Source organism: Vogesella alkaliphila (assembly GCF_014652475.1).
GTDB lineage: Bacteria > Pseudomonadota > Gammaproteobacteria > Burkholderiales > Chromobacteriaceae > Vogesella > Vogesella alkaliphila.
In genome coordinates, this window is record NZ_BMYW01000003.1 from 147,648 (window position 1) to 160,943 (window position 13,296).

Annotated in this window: 12 protein-coding genes; 2 read left to right on the top strand and 10 right to left on the bottom strand. The window is 66.4% G+C overall.

Annotation, left to right across the window (positions count from 1 at the left end; genetic code table 11):
* Positions 1-101: 101 nt before the first annotated feature.
* The 10 genes from IE100_RS06230 to IE100_RS06275 form a co-directional block, all read right to left on the bottom strand.
* Positions 102-998 carry an aldo/keto reductase gene (locus IE100_RS06230; protein WP_189373242.1) on the bottom strand — a complete coding sequence of 299 codons (897 nt, stop codon included), beginning with the start codon at positions 996-998 and terminating at the stop codon, positions 102-104.
* Positions 998-2,107, bottom strand: a complete 1,110-nt coding sequence (locus IE100_RS06235) for an ABC transporter ATP-binding protein (RefSeq protein WP_189373243.1) — start codon at positions 2,105-2,107, stop codon at positions 998-1,000. The genes IE100_RS06230 and IE100_RS06235 overlap by 1 nt, the downstream gene beginning before the upstream one ends.
* Before the next feature lie 3 nt (positions 2,108-2,110).
* A complete protein-coding gene (locus IE100_RS06240) occupies positions 2,111-2,968 on the bottom strand; it encodes a carbohydrate ABC transporter permease (RefSeq protein ID WP_229800259.1) in 858 nt (285 codons plus the stop codon).
* Positions 2,961-3,863, bottom strand: coding sequence for a carbohydrate ABC transporter permease (locus IE100_RS06245; RefSeq protein WP_189373244.1), 903 nt, complete (start codon positions 3,861-3,863; stop codon positions 2,961-2,963). Before IE100_RS06245 ends, IE100_RS06240 begins: the two co-directional genes overlap by 8 nt.
* A gap of 108 nt (positions 3,864-3,971) precedes the next feature.
* Positions 3,972-5,216, bottom strand: coding sequence for an ABC transporter substrate-binding protein (locus IE100_RS06250; protein ID WP_189373245.1), 1,245 nt, complete (start codon positions 5,214-5,216; stop codon positions 3,972-3,974).
* A gap of 303 nt (positions 5,217-5,519) precedes the next feature.
* Positions 5,520-6,944, bottom strand: a complete 1,425-nt coding sequence (locus IE100_RS06255) for a sensor histidine kinase (RefSeq protein WP_189373246.1) — start codon at positions 6,942-6,944, stop codon at positions 5,520-5,522.
* An 11-nt stretch (positions 6,945-6,955) separates the two neighbouring features.
* On the bottom strand, positions 6,956-7,639 hold the full coding sequence (locus IE100_RS06260) for a response regulator transcription factor (protein ID WP_189373247.1): 684 nt from the start codon (positions 7,637-7,639) through the stop codon (positions 6,956-6,958).
* Positions 7,640-7,812: 173 nt separating this feature from the next.
* Positions 7,813-9,096 (bottom strand): TRAP transporter large permease, encoded by a 1,284-nt coding sequence (locus IE100_RS06265; protein WP_189373248.1) that lies wholly within the window; start codon positions 9,094-9,096, stop codon positions 7,813-7,815.
* On the bottom strand, positions 9,093-9,704 hold the full coding sequence (locus tag IE100_RS06270; RefSeq protein WP_229800260.1) for a TRAP transporter small permease: 612 nt from the start codon (positions 9,702-9,704) through the stop codon (positions 9,093-9,095). Before IE100_RS06270 ends, IE100_RS06265 begins: the two co-directional genes overlap by 4 nt.
* 70 nt (positions 9,705-9,774) lie before the next feature.
* Positions 9,775-10,767, bottom strand: coding sequence for a DctP family TRAP transporter solute-binding subunit (locus IE100_RS06275; protein WP_189373249.1), 993 nt, complete (start codon positions 10,765-10,767; stop codon positions 9,775-9,777).
* 342 nt (positions 10,768-11,109) lie between these two features.
* Between IE100_RS06275 and IE100_RS06280 the strand changes: the two genes are divergently transcribed.
* Together IE100_RS06280 and IE100_RS06285 are read left to right on the top strand one after the other, a co-directional pair.
* Entirely contained in the window at positions 11,110-12,003 is an 894-nt protein-coding gene (locus IE100_RS06280) for a LysR family transcriptional regulator (protein ID WP_189373250.1), read from the top strand.
* Positions 12,004-12,114: 111 nt separating this feature from the next.
* Positions 12,115-13,212 carry a 4-oxalomesaconate tautomerase gene (locus tag IE100_RS06285; RefSeq protein WP_189373251.1) on the top strand — a complete coding sequence of 366 codons (1,098 nt, stop codon included), beginning with the start codon at positions 12,115-12,117 and terminating at the stop codon, positions 13,210-13,212.
* The last annotated feature ends 84 nt before the right edge of the window (positions 13,213-13,296 follow it).

Here is a 13,296-nt window from a genome sequence, read left to right on the forward strand (position 1 = left end):
AAGGTTGGCCGCAACGCGCCGGGCGCTACCTTATGGCGGCGGTTGACGCATGAAAAAACGGCCGTGACGGCCGTTGTCTGCGGGGGCTGGGCTGTGCCGCCTCAGGCGACTTCGTGGCCCTGCGCCGCCTGCAGCAGCGCGAACCAGTCCTCGCGTGCCAGCGTCAGCCGGCAGGCGGTGGCCGCGTCGTCCAGCGCGGTCAGCTTGCGCGAGCCGACGATGGGCAGCGGCCGGCACGGGTGGCGCAGCAGCCAGGCCAGCGCGACGGTGGCGGCGCTGACCGCGTACACCCCGGCCAGCCGTGCCAGTTCCGCCGCCAGCGCCGGCTTGGCCGCCGCATCGAACAGGCGGCCGCCGGCCAGCGGCGACCACAGCATCGGGCGCACGCCGGCTTGCTGGCACTGGTCGAACGTGCCGTCGATGAGCGGATCGAGATGCAGCAGTGAGGCTTCGATCTGGTTGGTCACCAGCGTGGTGCGCGACGCCAGCAGCGCGTACTGCGCCGGGCTGAAGTTGGACACGCCGAAGTGCAGTACCTTGCCGGCCGCCCGCAGGCGGGCGAAGGTTTCCGCCACCTCGTCGGCGTCCAGCAGCGGGTCCGGGCGGTGGATCAGCAACAGGTCCAGGTGGTCGGTGCCCAGGTTCTGCAGCGAGGCGTGCACGCTGGCGGTGATGTGCTCGGCGCTGGTGTCGTAATGCTTCACCCGCCAGCCGCGCGCCGCATCCGGCGGCTTGATGCCGCACTTGCTGACCAGCTGGATGGCGTCGCGCCGCGACGGGTTGGCCTTCAGCCAGCGGCCGAACAGCGCCTCGCAGCGAAAGCCGCCGTACAGGTCGGCGTGGTCGAAGCTGGTGACGCCGAGACTGATGGCATGCTCCACCCACGCCGCCAGCGCCGCATCGTCAAAACCCCACTCGTCCAGGCGCCAGACGCCGGCCGCCACCGGCGACAGCAGCGGCCCGTCCGCGGCCAACCCTTGCAAGGTCAGCCGGCTCATTAAACGATCCTCGCCTCGGTTTTAGGGTCGAACAGCACCGCCTTGGACACGTCGAACACCAGTTCCATGCTCTCGCCCGGGTACTTGGCCTCGGTCGGGTGGGTGCGGCAGCACACCTTGGTGTTGTTCAGCGACACGAACACCAGGGTGTCGGGGCCGGTCGGCTCGATCACGTCGATGTGGCAGGCCATCACCGGCAGGCCATCGCGGTAGGCGGTGCGCGCGTCGGTGATCTGTTCCGGGCGGATGCCGAAGATCACCTCCTTGCCCACCCAGTTCGCGAGTTTCGCCTGGTCGTGCGGCAGCGGCAGCACCACGCAGCCCCGGTCGTCGCACACCTTCACGCCGATGTCGTTGCCGGACTGCACCACGGTGGCCGGGATGAAGTTCATCGACGGCGAGCCGATGAAGCCGGCGACGAACAGGTTGGCCGGGTTGTCGTAGATCTCCTGCGGGCTACCGAACTGCTGCACGATGCCGTCCTTCATCACCGCGATCTTGTCGCCCAGCGTCATCGCTTCAATTTGATCGTGGGTCACGTAGACGATGGTGGACTTCAGGCGCTGGTGCATCAGCTTGATCTCGGTGCGCATCTCCACGCGCAGCTTGGCGTCGAGGTTGGACAGCGGCTCGTCGAACAGGAAGATCGCGGGGTTGCGCGCCAGCGCGCGCCCCATCGCCACCCGCTGGCGCTGGCCGCCGGACATCTGCCCCGGCTTGCGCTCCAGGAGGTGGGTGATCTGCAGCATCTCGGCCACGCGCTTGACGGTGGCGTCGATCTCGGCCCTGGGCGTCTTGCGGATTTCCAGGCCGAAGCTGATGTTCTCGCGCACGGTCATCGACGGGTACAGCGCGTAGCTCTGGAACACCATCGCGATGTCGCGGTCCTTGGGCGACAGCTCGTTCACCCGCTTGTTGCCGATGGCGATGTCGCCGCTGGAGATGTCGTCCAGGCCGGCGATCATGTTCAGGAGCGTGGACTTGCCGCAGCCGGACGGGCCGACCAGGATCAGGAACTCGCCGTCCTCGATCGCGATGTTGATGCCTTTCAGCACGTCGGTGCCGTTGGCGTAGGTCTTGCACACGTTATTGATGGAAAGCGCTGCCATTTCTTAACCTTTCACGGCACCGGCTGTCAGGCCACGCACGAAGTAGCGGCCGGCAACCATGTAAACGAACAGGGTAGGCAGCGCGGCGATGATCGCCGCGGCCATGTCCACGTTGTATTCCTTCACCCCGGTGGAGGTGTTGACCAGATTGTTCAGCGCCACCGTGATCGGCTGCGATTCGCCGGCGGCGAACACCACGCCGAACAGGAAGTCGTTCCAGATCTGGGTGAACTGCCAGATGATGCAGACCACGAAGATCGGGCCGGAGATCGGCAGCAGGATGCGGAAGAAGATGGTCCAGAAGCCGGCGCCGTCGATGCGCGCCGCCTTCACCAGCTCGTCCGGCACCGTGATGTAGAAGTTGCGGAAGAACAGGGTGGTGAACGCGGTGCCGTACACCACGTGCACCAGCACCAGGCCGGCGGTGGTGTTGGCGAGGCCGAGGTAGCCCAGCAGTTGCGCCATCGGCAGCAGCACCACCTGGAACGGGATGAAACAACCCACCAGCAGCATGGTGAACAGCGCGTCCGAGCCCTTGAAGCGCCACATCGACACCACGTAGCCGTTCACCGCCCCCAGCAGGGTGGAGATCGCCACCGCCGGCAGCGTCATCTTGATCGAGTTCCAGAAGAAGCCCTGCATGCCGTTGCACTCGACGCCGGTGCAGGCTTCCGCCCACGCCTTGCTCCAGGCGCCGCCCTGCCACAGCTGCGGCAGCGCCAGCATATTGCCCTCGCGGATGTCGTCCAGCGACTTGAACGAGGTGGTCAGCATCACGTACAGCGGCAGCAGGTAGTAGATGGCCATCAGGAGCAGCGCGGCGTACACCAGCGCGCGGCCAACGGTGAGGTTCTTAAACACGTTTGGCACTCCTTGTTTCCATATACATCAGCGGTACCAGCACGGCGACGATGGTGAACAGCATCATCATGGCGGAGGCGGCACCGACCCCCAGCTGGCCACGGGTAAAGGCGAACTGGTACATGAAGATCGCCGGCACGTCGGACGAGTTGCCGGGGCCGCCGCCGGTCAGCGCCATCACCAGGTCGAAGCTCTTGATGGCGATGTGCGACAGGATCAAGAGCACACTGAAGAACACCGGGCGCAGGCTGGGGATCAGGATGCGGCGGTAAATGGTGGGCAGGCTGGCGCCGTCGACCTGCGCCGCCTTGATGATGGAGTCGTCGATGCCGCGCAGGCCGGCCAGGAACAGCGCCATCACGAAGCCGGAGCTCTGCCACACGCCGGCAATCACCACGGTGTAGATGGACATGTCCGGATTGACCAGCCAGTCGAAGGTGAAGTCGGTGAAGCCGAGGTCGACCACCACCTTCTGCAGCCCCATATCGGGGTTGAGCATCCACTTCCACGCGGTGCCGGTGACCACGAAGGACAGCGCCATCGGGTACAGGTACACGGTGCGCAGTGCGCCTTCGGCGCGGATTTTCTGGTCCAGCAGCACCGCCATCAAGAGGCCGACCAGCAGGCAGAACAGGATGAACAGGCCGCCGAAGAGGCCAAGGTTGGCCGCAGCGGTCCACCAGCGCTCGTTTTCGAACAGCGCCTGGTATTGCACGACGCCGGCCCACTCGTAGCGCGGCATCAGGCGGGACTCGGTAAACGAGAGCCAGCCGGTCCAGGCGATGAAGCCGTAGACGAAGATCAGGCTGGCCGCCAGCGTCGGCGACAGCACCAGCTTGGGCAGCCAGCGGTCGGCCAGCGCACTGAGGCGGCCTCGGGATGAAGATCCGGACATGATGATTCCTTGCTGTCTCGGTACAAAAACACGGGGCCGGTCCGCCCGCCAGGGGCGGACCGGTCAGACCGGCGGCAGGGGCCGCCGGTGCCGCGGATCACACGCTGCTTAGCGCACGGCGCCGGCACGGGCCAGACGCTCGGTGGCCTGTTGCGCGGTCATGCTCGAGTTCATGAACTGCGAGATCACGTCCACCATCGCGCCTTCGGTGGCGGACGGCATCGCCATCTTGTGGGCGAAGCTCGGTACCAGCTTGTTGCCCTTGGAGGCGGCGCTCATGTCGAAGCTGGACTTCTTCGCGCAGTCGTCGAACTTGGCCATCGGCGTGTCGAGACGGGCAGGGATCGAGCCCTTGTTGAGGTTGAACACTTCCTGGAACGCCGGGCTCATCACGGTGGCGGCCAGCTTGGCCTGGGCCTGTACCGCGGCCGGGTTTTTCTGCTGGAACATGGCCAGGCTGTCGATGTTGAAGGTGAACGCGTTCTGGGTGCCCGGTGCGTCGGTGCAGATGAAGTCCTTGCCCGGCACCTTGCCGGCGGCGGTGAATTCACCCTTCGCCCAGTCGCCCATGAACTGCATGCCGGCCTTGCCGTTGATCACCATGGCGGTGGCCAGGTTCCAGTCGCGGCCGGCGGCGCCCTTGTCGATGTAGGTCTTCACCTTGCCCAGGGTCTCGAACACCTTGACGGTGGTCGGGCCGGCGAGGGTGGCCTTGTCCAGCTTCACGAACGCCTTGTTGTAGTAGTCGGCACCGCCAACGCCCAGCGCCACCGATTCGAACAGGGTGGCGTCCTGCCACGGCTGGCCGCCGTGGGCGATAGGCTGGATGCCGGCCTTCTTCAGCTTGTCGGCGGCGGCAAAGAACTCCGGCCAGGTCTTCGGCACCGTGGCGCCGGCCTTCTTGAACGCTTCCGGGTTGGCCCACAGCCAGTTCACGCGGTGCACGTTGACCGGCGCGGCCACGTACTTGCCCTTGTACTTCATCACGCGGCTGACCACCGGCGGCAACTGCTTGTCCCAGTTGCCAGCCTTGGCCACGGCGTCGATATCGGCCAGCACGCCTTCGGCACCCCACTCCTGGATTGCCGGGCCCTTGATCTGGGCGGCGGTCGGCGGGTTGCCGGACACCACGCGCGTCTTCAGCGCGGTCATCGCGTTGTCGCCGCCGCCACCGGCGACGGCAAAGTCCTTCCAGGTCACGCCCTGGGCGCTCATCATCTTCTTCAGTTCGGCGACGGATTTGGCTTCGCCACCGGAGGTCCACCAGTGCAGGACTTCCACGTCGGCGGCCTGGGCGGCAACAGGGAACAGGCTGGCTGCCAGCACGGCCGCGCTCAGACGTTTCAGTTTCATAACTCTCTCCTTCTGTAGTTGTGATGTCCGCAGGGATTTTTTTGTGATGCGGATGATCGTGTCCCGGCTGCCGCGCACCCAAAGCGGGGCGGCGCGCAGGATTGCTTGCACTATAGCGGGGAGTTAGTAAGTTTTGTGTAAGGATTGCGGGGGAATGGCGTAAGGAAACGGGGCGCGGATCGTGCACCGCGTCATGACATCGGCGAAAGGCTTGCCTTTGCTGGCAGGAGGGTTTGCTGCGATGCACCAAAAAACGGCGTTGTAGTGTGTCAACTACACACGCGGCCAATTGGCGGCGCCGTTTTAGTGCGGCAACAACGTGAAATCGACGCTGGCGACCAGGCCGTGCGGCGGGTTGTCGGACAGCACGATGCGGGTGTGATGGCGGCGCGCGATCTCCTGCACGATGGCGAGACCGAGGCCGCAGCCCTTGCCCTGGCCTTCGGCGCGGCCGCGGTAGAAGCGGGCGAACACCTGCTCGCGCTCGCTCTCGGGAATGCCGGGGCCGTTGTCGCACACCTGCAGCGTCACCGTGCCGGCACCGCGCCGCAGCCTGACGGTGACCTCGCCGCCGGGCGGCGTGTACTGGATGGCGTTGTCGATCAGGTTGGCCAGCAGCTCGCGCAGCAGGCCGCCGTGGCCGGCGACCGGCAGCGGGGCGTCTTCCGCCTCCAGCCCGAGGTCGATGTCGCGCGCCAGCGCCTGCGGCACCGCCTCGCTGGTGACCTCGCGCGCCAGCTGGCGCAGGTCCAGCGCCGCCAGCTGCAGCCCGGCCTCCGGCTCGGCGCGCGCCAGCGCCAAGAGCTGGTTGATCAGGCGGATGGAGCGCGCGACGCTGGTCTCCACCTGCTGCAGCTGGCGGCTGGCGCTGCTGACATCCGGCGGCGTGGCGGCCAGCTCGGCGCGCACCAGCTCGCTCTGCGACTTCAGCCCCGCCAGCGGCGTGCGCAGCTGGTGGGCGGCGTCGGCGATGAAGCGGCGCTGCTGCGCCACCTGGCCGTCGACCTCGTGCAGCAGCTCGTTGATGGCGCGCGCCAGCGCGCGCACCTCGGACGGCGCGTTGTCGATCTCGATCGGCGCCAGGTCGCGCGGCGAGCGGTTTTCCACGCTGCGGCGCAGGTGGCGCAGCGGCGACAGGCCGCGGCTGATGCCGGCCCACACCAGCACGCTGGTCAAGAGCATCACCGCCAGCAGCGGCAGGCCCATGTCGCGCAGGATCTTGCGCGCCAGCTCGGCGTTCAGCGCCCGGCTCTTCGCCACCTGCACCAGCATCAGCTCCGGCCGGTCCGGGGTGCCGGCCGGCAGGTACAGCGCGGCGACGCGCACCTCCAGCCGCTTGATGCGGCCATCGTAGAAGAAGGTTTCTCCCGCCTTGCGCGGCAAGCCGGCCGGCGGCTGCGGCATCGCCGGCTCACCGAGCAGGAAGGCCTCCGGCGGCGAGCTGACCATGTAGTAGATGCGGTCGTCCGGGTCCTGCTCCAGGATCTCGCGCGCCGCCTGCGGGAAGTCGATGTAGAAACCGTTGCCGAACGGTTTCACCTGCCGCGCCAGCGCACGCGAGGACTTGGCCAGCGAGCGGTCGATCACCTCGCCGGCGTAGCTCATCGCCATGCTGTGCGCGAGGAAGGCGGCGCCCAGCCACAGCACCAGCTGCGGCAGCAGCAGCCACAGCAGCAGCTGGCGGCGCAGCGACAGCTGGCGGGGGCGGGCGGCGGGCGGCGTCAGCATGCGGCCAACCTTCAGGCGCCGGCGTCGCTGACGGCCAGCAGGTAGCCCAGCCCGCGCACCGCGCGGATGCCGACGCCGCTGCCGTCCAGCTTCTTGCGCAGGCGGTGCACGTACACCTCCACCGCGTTGGCGCCGACCTCCTCGCCGTCGCCGGACAGCTCGGCGGCGATCTGCTCCTTGGTCACCACGCGGTCGGCGTGGGCCATCAGGATGTCGAGCAGCTGCAATTCGCGCGCCGACAACTCCAGCGCCTGCTGTCCGGACCACGCGCGCTGCCCGCCGCGGTCCAGCCGCAGGCGGCCGAAGTGCAGCTCGTCGCGCACGTTGTCGGCGACACGGTGGCGGCGCAGCAGCGCGCGGATGCGCGCCTCCAGCTCCGGGAATTCGAAGGGCTTGACCAGGTAGTCGTCGGCACCGGCGTCCAGCCCGGCGACGCGGTCTTCCATGCTGTCCAGCGCGGTCAGCAGCAGGATGGGCAGCGCCGGCTTGTGCACGCGCACGTTGCGCAGCACCTGCAGGCCGCTCTGGCCGGGCAGGCCGATATCGAGGATCACCGCGTCGAACGGCTCGGCTAGCAATTGCCGCTGCGCGGCGAGGCCGTCGGCGGCGTGGCTGACGCTGAAGCCGAGCTGGCCCAGGCGGGTGAGCAGGGCATCGGCGAGGACGGCGTCGTCTTCGGCTAGGAACAGTTTCATGGGGTATCCGGCTACGGACTGGGACAAGCCGTGATGTTAGAAGCTCGCGCCGGCTTTGGCGAGGGGAAAGGTTGGCCGCAAGGGTGGGAGGGGCAGGGCGGGAGGATGGCGGCGGGGTGGCTTGCCGGTGCCGCGGGGCGCGGCACCGGCAAACCGGGTGGGACTTCAGGGCCTTACATCATGCCCAGGGTCCTGGGCAGCCACAGCGAGATCAGCGGCACGTAGGTGACCAGCACCAGGAAGGCCAGCATGGTCAGCAGCCACGGCCACACCGCCACCGTCAGCTCGGTGATGCCCATCTTGGTGATGCCGGAGGCGACGTACAGGTTGAGGCCCACCGGCGGATGGCACATGCCGACTTCCATGTTCACCACGATCAGGATGCCGAAGTGCACCGGATCGATGCCCAGCGCTACCGCCACCGGGAACAGGATGGGCGCGAAGATCAGCACGATGGACGCCGGTTCCATCACGTTGCCCGCCAGCAGCAGGATGATGTTGACCACCAGCAGGAAGGCGATCGGGCCGAGGCCGGCGTCGATCAGCCAGCCGGCCATCGCCTGCGGGATGCCTTCGCTGGTCATCAGGAAGGAGAACAGCACCGCGTTGGTGATGATGTACAGCAGCATCGCCGACATGCTGGCCGAATCGAGCAGCACCTTGGGCACCTGCTTCAGCGTCAGGTCCTTGTACACGAACACGGCGACGATGAAGGCGTACACGGCCGACATCGCGGCGGCTTCGGTCGGGGTGAAGATGCCGGAGTAGATGCCGCCGATCACCACCACGATCAGGAACAGGCCCCACATCGATTCGCGGAACGCGCGCAGGCGCTGGCGGAGCGAAGCCTTGGGCAGGCGCGGATAGCCGAACTTGCGCGCGCGGTACCAGGTGGTGAGACCGAGGAAGGTGGCCAGCATCAGGCCGGGCACCACGCCGGCCATGAACAGCTGGCCGACCGAGGTGTTGGTGGCGACCGAGTACATCACCATCGCAATCGACGGCGGGATCAGGATGCCCAGCGCGCCGGAGGTGGTGATCACGCCGGCGCCGAAGTCACGCGGGAAGCCCTGCTTGACCATCGCCGGCAGCAGGATGGAACCGATGGCCACCACGCAGGCCGGGCTGGAGCCGGATACCGCGGCGAACAGCGCGCAGGCGATCACGCCGGCGAGGCCCAGGCCGCCGTGCCAGTGGCCGACCATGGACGAGGCGAAGTTGATCATGCGCCGCGCCACCCCGCCGTGGGTGAGGAAGTTGCCGGCGAGGATGAAGAACGGGATCGCCATGATCTCGAACTTCTCGATGCCGGTGAACAGCTTCAGCGCCACCGCCTCGATCGGCACCTCGGTCATGGTGAACAAAAAGGTCAGCACGGTGAGGCCGAGCGAGATGGAGATCGGCATGCCGGTCAGCATCAGCACCAGCAGCAGGGTGAAAATGATGAGGGCGCTCATTGCTTGCCTCCTTTGTGGCTGATGTCGTGCGGATGCAGGTTGTCGTCCAGGGCGTACCAGTTGCTGTCTTCGGCCACGTCGTCCATGCCTTCGACGTGGGTGTGGTCATGCTTGGGCAGCGTGCCGGTCTTGAGGAAGCCCACCATCACCTGCAGGAAGCGGAAGCACATCAGGTAGGAGCCGCAGGGCACCGCGAGGTAGACCAGCCACATCGGGATTTCCAGGTCCACCGAGGTCTGCTCGGTGTGGGCGATTTCCCAGACAAAGGTGGCGCCCAGGGTGCCGACGATGCCGGTGAACAGCGCGCCGGCCAAGAGGCCGATGACGATGAACTTGGCGCGGTTCTTGTCGGACAGCTTGTTGATCAGCACGTCGACGCCGACGTGGATGCCGGTGCGCACGCCGTAGGCGGCGCCGAACTTGGCCATCCACACGAACAGGTAGATGGTCAGCTCCTGTGCCCAGCTGGTATGGATGCTGCTGAGCAAGGGGTGAAGCAGCTCGATGCCGCTGCCGTAGCGGTGCACGACGGCGAAAAAGGTGATCAGCGTCGCCGCGGCCATCAGGGTGGCGATCAGCCACTCTTCAAGATGATCCAGAAATTTCACTTGAGTCTCCGCAAGGGTCGGGAATGAAAAGAGGGGCTGCGCCCCTCTTGCACGTAGGCGGTGGCGCCGCTTACTTGGCGACGGCTGCCTTGACCGAATTGATCATGGCCATGCCGATGCGGGGGGCAATCTCGTTCTGTACCGACTGCAAGGCGGTGACCCACTGCGTCTTCTCGGCCGCTGTCGGCTCGTAGAACTGGATCTTGCCCGAGGCCTTCATCTTGGCATAAGCCAGCGCCGTGTCTTTCTCGGCGACCTGGTCGTTGTAGATGGTGGCGTCTTTCATTGCCCCTTCCAGGATGGTGCGGATGTCGGCCGGCAGCTTGTCCCAGAACGGCTTGTTCACCACCACCGCGTAGCCGCTGTAGGAGTGCTTGGTGTTGACGGCGTACTTCTGCACCTCGTACTGCTTCTGCGTGTACAGGTTGGAGACGTTGCTGTCGCCGCCGTCCACCACGCCGGTCTGCATCGCCTGGTACACCTCGCCCAGCGACATGGTCTGCGGCATGGCGCCGACCGCCTGCACGATGGCCTGGTTGACCTTGGACGAATTGATGCGGATCTTCAGGCCCTTCATGTCGGTCGGGGTACGCAGCGGCTTGTTGGCACTGAACACGCGGAAGCCGTTGTCCCAGAAGGCCAGGCCTTTCATGCTGCGCGCCTCCAGCTTTTGCAGCAGGCTCTGGCCGACTGGGCCGCGGGTGACCTTGTGCACCTGGTCCTCGTTCATGAACAGGTAGGGCACGTCGAAGACCTCGAATTCCTTCAGCCCCATCGGGCCGAACTTGCTGGTGGTCGGCGCCAGCATCTGTACCGAGCCCATCTGCAGCGCTTCCAGCTCTTCCTTGTCCTTGTACAGCTGGCTGTTCGGGTAGATCACCACCTTGACGCGGCCCTTGGTGCGCTCTTCCGCCAGTTTCTTGAAGTACTCCGCCGCCTGGCCTTTCGGGGTGTCGGTGGCGACGACGTGGCTGAACTTGATCTGGATCGGATCGGCGGCGATGGCGGCGGTGGCGGTGCCCAGCAGTACGGCGGCGGCGATGGGGGTAAGCAGATGCTTCATGGTGTTCTCTCCTGTTGTGTCGGGATGGTCAGCTGGCTGGCGCCGCTTGCGGCATCGCGCCTGGCTGACGATCTGACTTTATTGTGGTGACGAATCGCTATTTTGTTAAATGCATTATTGTCTGCAATTAATTACTTTAGTGCATCAGTTGGAAGGGGCGCCGTGACGGTCAGCGTGGCGCACGGCAAAAAAATACGCCACCGGAACGGTGGCGTCCAAACTGGGAATCGGCTGCGGCAGTGGCCGGAGTGCCGGCACATACTGCAGCAGTGACGGCGCAGTTTGTGCCGCCGCCATTTTGCAGTAAAGTAAATTTATCTTGCTGATCTATGAGAATTTGTCATGAAAATCGACACCATCGGCGTGCAGGCCTTCATCGCCATCGCCGAAAGCGGCAGCTTCCAGACCGCGGCGGAAAGCCTGTTCCTGTCGCAGGCCGGCATCACCCGCCGGCTGCAGAACCTGGAGGACTACCTGGGGGTGAAGCTGATCGAGCGCACCACCCGTTCGGTGGCGCTGACCAAGGTCGGCGAGGAGTTCCTGCCGCACGCCAAGCGCCTGCTCGGCGAGCTGGCCGGCTCGCTGAGCGAAATCCGCGACACCGGCCGCCTCAAGCGCGGCAGCGTGACCATCGCCTGCGTGCCGACGGTGGGGGTGCGCTTCCTGCCGCGCATCATCCAGGCCTACTCCGCGCTGTACCCGGACAACCACATCAAGATCCTCGACCACACCTCGGCCGGCGTCTCCAGCGCCGTGCTGCAGCGTGAGGCCGAGTTCGGCATCACCATTGCCGATTCGCACCACGCCGAGCTGAACAGCGTGCCGCTGCTGCAGGACGAATTCGCGCTGGTGTGCCGCGACGATCACCCGCTGAGCCGGCACGAGGCCCTGCGCTGGAAAGACCTGGAGCCCTACCCGCTGATCTCCATCGGCCAGCTCAGCGGCAACCGCCCGCTGCTGGACCGCGCGCTGGAGGAGCAGGACGTGGTGATCCAGTCGCTGTACGAGGTGCAGCGGGTGTCCACCGCGCTGGGGCTGGTGGCGGAAGGCGTCGGCGCGGCGGTGTTGCCGCGCCTGGCGCTGCAAGGCGACGCCTACCCGCGCATCCGCGTGCTGCGCCTGACCGGGCCGGTGATCGCGCGCGGGCTGGTGCTGATCTCGCGCAAGACCGCGGAATTCTCGCCGGCGGCGGAGGCGCTGTACCAGATGGTGCGCAGCCATCAGCACCGCGACTGAAATGGCGATTGATGAACAAAGTGCAATAATTCGGGATATAAATTCATTTCTCTTGAGGGGAGCGGATGCACAGAATGGAAAGCGAGATCAATTTTCTGTTCGAGGCGTTCCATGCTGATTCCCATTCCCTGCGTCGTGATGCGCGGCGGTACCTCCAAGGGCCCGTTCTTCCTGATCGACGACTTGCCGCACGACGAAGCCACGCGCAACCGGGTGTTGCTGGCCGCGATGGGCTCGCCCGACCGGCGCCAGATTGACGGCCTCGGCGGCGGCGACAGCCTGACCAGCAAGGTGGTGATGGTCAGCAAGTCCGCCCGCCCCGACATCGACGTCGAGTACCTGTTCGCGCAGGTGTCGATCGACAGCGAAACGGTGGATACCTCGCCCAACTGCGGCAATATGCTGGCCGGGGTGGCGCCGTTTGCCATCGAGCACGGCCTGGTGGCCGCCGCGATGCCGACGACGCGGGTCCGCGTCTTCAACCGCAACACCGGCAAGGTGGTGGAGGCGGTGGTACAGACCCCCGGCGGCAAGGTCAACTACGAGGGCGACGTCCACATCGACGGCGTGCCCGGCAGCGGCGCGCCCATCCTGCTCAACTTCCTCGACGCTGCCGGTGCCAAGACCGGGCGCCTGCTGCCTACCGGCCGGGTGCAGGACGTGATCGACGGCGTGCCGGTGTCCTGCGTCGATTTCTCCTCGCCCATCGTGTTCATCGCCGCCGCCTCGCTCGGCAAGAGCGGCTACGAGAGCAAGGCGCAGCTGGACGAGGACAGTGCCATGCTGGCGCGGCTGGAGGCGATCCGCCTGCAGGCGGCGCAGCGGATGGGCATGGGCGATGTCCGCGGCAAGGTGCTGCCCAAGGTGGTGTTGCTGGCCAAGCCGGCGCACGGCGGCCAGATCAGCTCGCGCTACTTCGTGCCGTGGAACTGCCACGCCGCGCACGCGGTGACCGGCGCGCTGTGTGTCGCCGCCGCCTGCAGCATCCCCGGCACCATCGCCGCGGAACTGGTGCAGCCCGATGCCGCGCAGCCGGGGCTGATCGGCATCGAACACCCGTCCGGCCGGCTGGATACCCGGGTGCAGATCGACGGCCGCGACGGCGACGGCCTGCCGCTGATCCGCAGCGCCGGCGTGGTGCGCACCGCCAAGCCCATCGTGTCCGGCGTGGTGTACGTGCCGGGCAGCGCCTGGGAGGCCACCGCCTAGCGTCATCGTTTCCGCGCTCCCGCTCTCCTCTTGCCCCGCCAAGCCGCGGGGCTTTTTTCGTGGCGGCGCGCGCATAAAAAAAGG

Excerpts from the sequence above, each read along its gene's own strand:
- IE100_RS06230 (WP_189373242.1), bottom strand. The coding sequence starts at position 998 with ATGAGCCGGCTGACCTTGCAAGGGTTGGCCGCGGACGGGCCGCTGCTG.
- IE100_RS06235 (WP_189373243.1), bottom strand. The coding sequence starts at position 2,107 with ATGGCAGCGCTTTCCATCAATAACGTGTGCAAGACCTACGCCAACGGC.
- IE100_RS06245 (WP_189373244.1), bottom strand. The coding sequence starts at position 3,863 with ATGTCCGGATCTTCATCCCGAGGCCGCCTCAGTGCGCTGGCCGACCGC.
- IE100_RS06250 (WP_189373245.1), bottom strand. The coding sequence starts at position 5,216 with ATGAAACTGAAACGTCTGAGCGCGGCCGTGCTGGCAGCCAGCCTGTTC.
- IE100_RS06255 (WP_189373246.1), bottom strand. The coding sequence starts at position 6,944 with ATGCTGACGCCGCCCGCCGCCCGCCCCCGCCAGCTGTCGCTGCGCCGC.
- IE100_RS06260 (WP_189373247.1), bottom strand. The coding sequence starts at position 7,639 with ATGAAACTGTTCCTAGCCGAAGACGACGCCGTCCTCGCCGATGCCCTG.
- IE100_RS06265 (WP_189373248.1), bottom strand. The coding sequence starts at position 9,096 with ATGAGCGCCCTCATCATTTTCACCCTGCTGCTGGTGCTGATGCTGACC.
- IE100_RS06275 (WP_189373249.1), bottom strand. The coding sequence starts at position 10,767 with ATGAAGCATCTGCTTACCCCCATCGCCGCCGCCGTACTGCTGGGCACC.
- IE100_RS06280 (WP_189373250.1), top strand. The coding sequence starts at position 11,110 with ATGAAAATCGACACCATCGGCGTGCAGGCCTTCATCGCCATCGCCGAA.
- IE100_RS06285 (WP_189373251.1), top strand. The coding sequence starts at position 12,115 with ATGCTGATTCCCATTCCCTGCGTCGTGATGCGCGGCGGTACCTCCAAG.